At 71.8% G+C, this 6001-nt stretch carries 4 protein-coding genes and 1 tRNA gene; 1 reads left to right on the top strand and 4 read right to left on the bottom strand.

The window, feature by feature from the left end:
- From ABT381_RS23760 to ABT381_RS23745, 4 genes are all read right to left on the bottom strand, one after another.
- On the bottom strand, nt 1–1038 hold a 1038-nt coding region (locus ABT381_RS23760; RefSeq protein WP_351597827.1), incomplete at its 3' end, for an isopenicillin N synthase family dioxygenase.
- A gap of 197 nt (nt 1039–1235) precedes the next feature.
- Nucleotides 1236–3812: an MFS transporter gene (locus ABT381_RS23755; RefSeq protein ID WP_351597824.1), complete on the bottom strand. Its 2577-nt coding sequence runs from the start codon at nt 3810–3812 to the stop codon at nt 1236–1238.
- Nucleotides 3809–4324, bottom strand: coding sequence for a MarR family winged helix-turn-helix transcriptional regulator (locus tag ABT381_RS23750; protein ID WP_351597821.1), 516 nt, complete (start codon nt 4322–4324; stop codon nt 3809–3811). Before ABT381_RS23750 ends, ABT381_RS23755 begins: the two co-directional genes overlap by 4 nt.
- Nucleotides 4325–4617: 293 nt before the next feature.
- Nucleotides 4618–4699: transfer RNA gene (locus tag ABT381_RS23745), tRNA-Leu, on the bottom strand.
- A 427-nt stretch (nt 4700–5126) separates the two neighbouring features.
- Between ABT381_RS23745 and ABT381_RS23740 the strand changes: the two genes are divergently transcribed.
- Nucleotides 5127–5939 (top strand): ABC transporter ATP-binding protein, encoded by an 813-nt coding sequence (locus tag ABT381_RS23740; protein ID WP_351597818.1) that lies wholly within the window; start codon nt 5127–5129, stop codon nt 5937–5939.
- Nucleotides 5940–6001: the final 62 nt, after the last annotated feature.

The following is a 6001-nucleotide window of genomic DNA, read 5'->3' as shown; positions in this document are numbered from 1 at the left end:
CCCCGCGCCCTCGTGCGGCCGCAGCGCCCGCGACCCGGCCAGCTTGGCCGCGATGTGCTCGCCGATGGTGACCGGTTCGTACAGCGCCCGCTCGCCCGGGGCCACGCAGCCGGGGAGCGCGCTGATGACGGCGTCGTGGTTGCCGTCGTGGAAGTACGCGGCCGAGCGGCGCCGTACGAGGCGTCCCGCCGCGTCGGTGGGCGGCAGCACCCTGTGCAGGGTGGAGCGCCACCGGTCGTTGGTCCACCGGGCCAGCGCGTCGCCGAGGTTGACCAGGACGGCGCCCTCGGCCGGTACGACGTCGTGCCAGGCCCCGTCGGTGTCGAGGATCTGGAGGCCGGGCACGCGGTCCGCCCACAGGACGGTGACGATGCCGTAGTCGGTGTGCGCGCCCATCCCCATCTGCCGCTTGTCGACCACCGTCGCCTCCGGCGGCAGCGCGTAGTTGTTCATCCGCAGCACGTCGACCGAGCGGTGCGTGTACGGCGTGAAGAAGCCCGGCTCCAGGCCGAGTGCCACCGCGAACACCTCGGTGAGCCGGCGTGCGAGCGCTCCCGCCCGCGCGAACCACTCCTCGACCGCCGCCCGGAATCCGGGGACGGCCGCCGGGTCCGGCCAGCGGTTCGCGGGGAAGTACTCCTCTGGCAGCGCGGCCCCGGCGTACGGCCCGCCGGCAGCGCCGGCCTCGACCCCCACGTTGAACGCCTCGAACAGATCCTCCGGACTGGCCACCCCGAGACTGAGGCTGAGCTTCTCCGCCCGCGGCGGGGTGTAGCCGCGGTTGACCTCGGGCGGTGCGCACAGCGCCCGCTTCTCGTCCGCCGGCCGCCCGAAGAAGGCGTCCATCGCGCCGGCCAGCCCGTCGGCCGCGCTCGGCGGGATGCCGTGTCCGGTGATCTGCATGAACCCGACGGTGCGGGCCGCCTCGTCCACGGCCGCCGCGACCGCGGTCCGCTCCTCGGCCGTCCCGTCCCGCCAGCCGGACAGGTCGATCACCGGAACGTCGAGCCGGCCGTCCCCGCGCTGTGTCTCGCCCATCGCCGTGCACCCCTTCCGCCGCTTCAACAGTTTGTTGCGGCATGGTGCACCTATGCTGATGGCCCGTCAATTCCCGTCCGCATGACGGGATTTGACGGGCCGGAGCTGCCGAGCGGACACGGTTCCGCTGCCTCCCCTGGTCAGCCGCGCGGCCCGGCACGTTCCGTGGGAGCGTGCCGGGCCGTGATGTCACCGCGTCAGGACACGGTGTCGTGTGCCAGGTCGATGTCGAAGCCGGTACGGCCGCCGTCCTCCAGCCGCAGCGACGCGACCGCCGGTGCGTAACCGCTGGCGATGATCGTGTACTGACCGCCGTCGAGGTCGGTGAAGGCGTACGCGCCGTCGTCACCGGTGATGACGGAGAGCACCGTGTTGCCCGCCGGGTCCAGCAGGGTCACCCGGGCGTCGCCGAGCGGCTCGCCCTGCCCGGTCCGTACGGTGCCGCAGATCCGGGCACAGGGCGCGAGCCGCGCCTCGTACCAGTTGGCCTCGCCTGAGCCGCCGACCTCGGCCTGGAGCGCCGCGGGGCGGTGGCCCGCCGCGCTGACGGCCAGCGTGTAGCTGCCGGGAACCAGGTCGCCGAAGACGAAGTCGCCGTCCTGGCCGGCCACGGCCGAGGCCACCACGTCACCGCGCAGGTCCGTGGCCACCACCAGCGCGCCCGGCACCGGGGCCGCGCCCCGGCTGTCGCGCACCTGGCCGGTCAGCCCGGCCGCGCCCTTGAGCGCGAGGTCGTACGGGACCACCTCGTCGCCCACCACCACGGTGGCCGCCTGCGGCTGCCGGGTACCGGAGGACGCGATCAGCACGTACGTGCCGGCCCCCGGTGCGGCGAGCGCGTAGCCGCCGTCCCGCGCGGTACGGGCGTGGCCGAGCTGGCGGCCGCCGATGTCGATCAGGGTCACCGCGGCGCCCGCCAGCGGGAGGCCCTGGCCGTCGCGCACCTGCCCGCTGATGCCGGGGCCCGCGACGGGCTCGGCACGGGCCGCGAGGTCCGGACCGGGCTCCGCGGGTGCCGCGGCCGGCGCGTCCTTCACCATGTCCACGGGCTCCGCCGGGGCCGTGGCGTCGGTCTCCGCCGCACCGGCCGTCGCGGCCTCCTCGGAGGCACGCGCCTGGAGGCCGGAGATCTGCCGCAGCGGCACCTCCTTGACGAAGAGCACCAGCACGAAGGCCACCGCGATGATGATCGCGCCCACCAGGAACACGTTGTGCATCGAGTCGGTGAAGCCGCGCTGGAACGGCTCGGCCAGCCGCGGGTCGAGCTTCTGGATGAACGAGGAGTCGCTCAGTACCGAGGAGGAACCGCCGGCGCCCGGGTGCTGGAGCATGTCGAGCACCGGCTTGCTGGCCGGGTCGCGCAGGACCGACGGGTCGTGCAGGGCGGCCTGGAACCGGTCGGTGGAGGCCGCGGTCCGGAACGCCGAGGCGATCTTGTCGCCGACGGTGCTGAAGAGCAGCGACAGGAAGATCGCGGTACCGGCGGTGGCGCCCATCTGACGGAAGAAGGTGGACGACGCGGTCGCCACGCCCATGTCCCCCGGGGGCACCGCGTTCTGCACCGCCAGCACCAGCGTCTGCATGCAGGAGCCCAGGCCGAGGCCGAAGACGACCATGAAGACCATGGTTTCCCACAGCGGGGTGTCCCACTGGACCTGGAAGTGGAAGAGCAGCAGCGCCGCCACCATCAGGGCCGTGCCGATGACCGGGAAGATCTTGTAGCGGCCGGTCTTGGAGGTGATCTGGCCGGTGACGATGGAGGCGATCATCATGCCCGCCATCAGCGGCAGCATCTCCAGGCCCGACCTGGTGGGGCTGGATCCCTTCACGATCTGCAGGTACTGCGGGATCATCATCATCCCGCCGAACATGCCCATGCCGATGAAGACGGACAGCAGGCTCGTCTTGCTGAACGTGCCGTTGCGGAACAACCGCATCGGGATGAGCGCGTCGTCGCCGACCTTCCGCTCCACGAAGATCCAGGCGATGATGCCCAGCGCGCCGATGACGTAGCAGGCGACGGAGGTCGCCGAGCCCCAGCCCCACTCGCGGCCCTGTTCGGCGACGAGCAGCAGCGGGACCACGCCGATGGCGATGGTGAGCGCGCCCCACCAGTCGATGCGCCGGTCGCGGCGGGTGTGCGGGATGTTCAGGACCTTGGCGACCACGAACAGCGCGATGATGCCGACCGGCACGTTGACCAGGAAGACCCAGCGCCAGCCGGTGATGCCCAGCAGGGTGGCCTGGCCGGCCAGCGCGCCGCCGATGAGCGGCCCGGCCACGCTGGAGGTGGCGAACGTACCGAGCATGTAGCCCTGGTACCGGGCGCGCTCGCGCGGCGGGACGATGTCACCGATGATCGCCAGGGCCAGCGACATCAGGCCGCCGGCGCCCAGGCCCTGCAGCGCCCGGAAGACGGCCAGTTCGGTCATCGAGGTGGAGAAGGTGCACAGCACCGAACCCACGACGAAGATGCTGATCGCCGCCAGGTAGTACGGCTTGCGGCCGTGCAGGTCGGACAGCTTGCCGTAGAGCGGCGTGGCGATCGTCGAGGTGATCAGGTAGGCGGTGGTCGCCCACGCCTGCTGGCTGAGGCCGTGCAGGTCGTCGGCGATGGTCCGGATGGAGGTGGAGACGATGGTCTGGTCGAGCGCCGCCAGGAACATGCCCAGCATCAGTCCGCTGAGGATGGTCAGGATCTGCCGGTGACTGAGGGCCCCCGTCCCGGCTGTCGGCGCCGTCCCCGCTATCTCGGGGGTTTTCGTGGTACTCACGCTGGTGTGTCTTTCTGCTTCACGGCGGTGTCCCGGCTTTCCGGGGGGTGGGGCGGGATGGGGGTGTGCCTGGCCTCTTCCAGATCGTCGTTGAGCCGGCCCATCAGGCGGACCAGGTGCTCCCGGTCCTCCTCGGGCCAGCGCTCCAGGAGGGCCGCCAGCTTGCTGTCGCGCTGCGCCCGGTACACCTGGAAGGCCGCGTGCCCGGCGTCGGTGGCGCGCAGCAGCGTCCCCCTGCGGTCCTCGGGATCCGGATAGCGCTCGACCAGTCCCCGGTCCACCAGTGAGCGCACCTGGCGGCTCACGGTCGAGAGGTCCAGGAAGGCGTCGGCGGCCAGGTCGGTGGCGCGCCGGTCCCCGTGGTTCACGAGCTTGGCGAGCAGTACCCGGTCGGCGGCTCCCCCGTCCGTCTTGGCGCTCCGCCGCCACGTGGTGATCAGCCGTCCGAAACGTACGATCTGCGTGCCCAGCTCGGCGGCGGCCTCGTCCAGCTTCGACGAGGCACTGCTCACGGCGGCGTCCTCCCGGGCGTGGGTGCCCGCACCCGTCGCCCTTCCCCCAGTCATGTCTGCGTTGCCCTGTTCATAGGTTGCTTGTAGCTACCAAGAGAGTGTCCAGGATGTTGCTTGTATTCAGCAAGCCGATTCCGGGTCCCCCGGAGACAGGTGGGAAAACCTTTACCGTGACGGCCCGTCAGGCGGAGTCGCGCGTCACGAGGGGCACCGACGGGGCTACGGAGGGTGCGTCGCCGTCGGGCAGGAGGGGGCGGGCTTCCCCGCGGATCATCTCCCCGTCCACGGGAGTGTGCCCGGAGCCGGACTTGAACCGGCACGGCCCGAAGGCCAGCGAGGTTTAAGCTCGCCGTGTCTGCATTCCACCATCCGGGCCCGAAACCCCCCACGCCGTCACGAAGACGGCACCACGAGCCTAGCCCGCAGCGCCACTCGAACAGCGGCGGGTGAGCCCGAGGTTGTCTTATTTTATTGGCAACTGAGGGTGCATCAGCACGTGGTACTGGCCTTCGGCACATGCCCAGGGCCGAACCGCCCCGCTCACGCCCCACCGGCGCCGCCGCGGCCGGAATGACGGAAACTCGATGCCTCCCCCGCGCCGTACCGCGGCCTGCCCGCGTTCCCGCCGCCGCGTCAGCGCCTCAGGGTCGCCCTCATCCCCAAGGAGGACCCGGGGCCCGTGGCGTCCGACCGCAGGCCCCCCGAGAGACCGGCGCAGGGACTGACGTCCCGCGCCCTCCGCTCCCGGACGATGGAATCCGACCGTTCACACGGCCCCTACATCCGACAGGAGCACCCACCCGTGACCACCCTCCACTCCGGCGTTCCCACCGCCACCCGCGCCACCGCGGCGGCCGCACGCGCCACGGATCTCACCAAGGTCTACGGACAGGGCGAGACCCAGGTGGTCGCCCTGGACGGCGTCAGCGTCGAATTCCGGCAGGCCGAGTTCACCGCGATCATGGGCCCCTCCGGCTCCGGCAAGTCCACGCTGATGCACTGCATGGCGGGGCTGGACACCGTCTCCCGCGGCTCGGCCCGGATCGGCGGGACCGAGCTGACCGGCCTGAAGGACAAGAAGCTCACCCAGCTGCGCCGCGACAAGATCGGCTTCATCTTCCAGGCGTTCAACCTGCTGCCGACGCTCAGCGCGCTGGAGAACATCACCCTGCCGATGGACATCGCGGGCCGTAAGCCCGACCAGCAGTGGCTGGACCGGGTCGTGACGACGGTCGGCCTCTCCGAGCGGCTGGCGCACCGCCCCAGCGAGCTCTCCGGCGGCCAGCAGCAGCGCGTCGCGGTGGCCCGCGCGCTGGCCTCCAAGCCCGAGATCATCTTCGCCGACGAGCCCACCGGCAACCTCGACTCGCGCTCCGGCGCCGAGGTACTGGGCTTCCTGCGCAACTCCGTGCGCGAGCTCGGCCAGACCGTGGTGATGGTCACCCACGACCCGGTGGCCGCGGGCTACGCGGACCGCGTCGTCTTCCTGGCCGACGGCCGGATCGTCGACGACATGACGACCCCGACCGCCGACAAGGTCCTGGAACGGATGCTGCGTCTGTCCGGGGGTGCCCCCCAGACCCCCGGCCCCGACGCCGAGGGCCGTACGAGCTGACCCGTCCCGGCCCGTACCGCCGGTCCCCGCCGCCCGTCCTCCGGACCTCACCTTCAGGACTG

Source organism: Streptomyces sp. NPDC000151 (assembly GCF_040301705.1).
Taxonomy (GTDB): domain Bacteria; phylum Actinomycetota; class Actinomycetes; order Streptomycetales; family Streptomycetaceae; genus Streptomyces.
This window is presented reverse-complemented; position numbering and strand designations above follow the sequence as displayed.